The sequence below is a fragment of the Blautia sp. DFI.1.216 genome, from assembly GCF_020594215.1.
Taxonomy (GTDB): domain Bacteria; phylum Bacillota; class Clostridia; order Lachnospirales; family Lachnospiraceae; genus Blautia_A; species Blautia_A wexlerae.
In genome coordinates, this window is sequence record NZ_JAJDML010000249.1 from 1 (window position 1) to 235 (window position 235).

Sequence of the window (235 nt, forward strand, 5' to 3'; positions counted from 1 at the left end):
GAACTACCGTTATGACTGAACTGTATGTATTGGCTTTATTATTACTCACTACGATCACCGGTCTTACTCCACCCTGAACAGATGTTGTAGGAAACATACCGAGATCTGCCCATAAAATATCTCCTCTGCGGATTGTCATTTGTCCTCTCTCCAATCTATTATTTTTATTTGTAAAGCATCCATAGCGCTATATTGGCTCCACAGGAATACGGCAGAGTTTCTTTCCCATAAGGAA

General features: G+C 40.4%; 1 protein-coding gene. It reads right to left on the bottom strand.

From position 1 onward, the window contains the following. On the bottom strand, positions 1–139 hold a 139-nt coding region (locus LJE11_RS19615), incomplete at its 3' end, for a type II toxin-antitoxin system PemK/MazF family toxin (RefSeq protein ID WP_227296459.1). Positions 140–235: the final 96 nt, after the last annotated feature.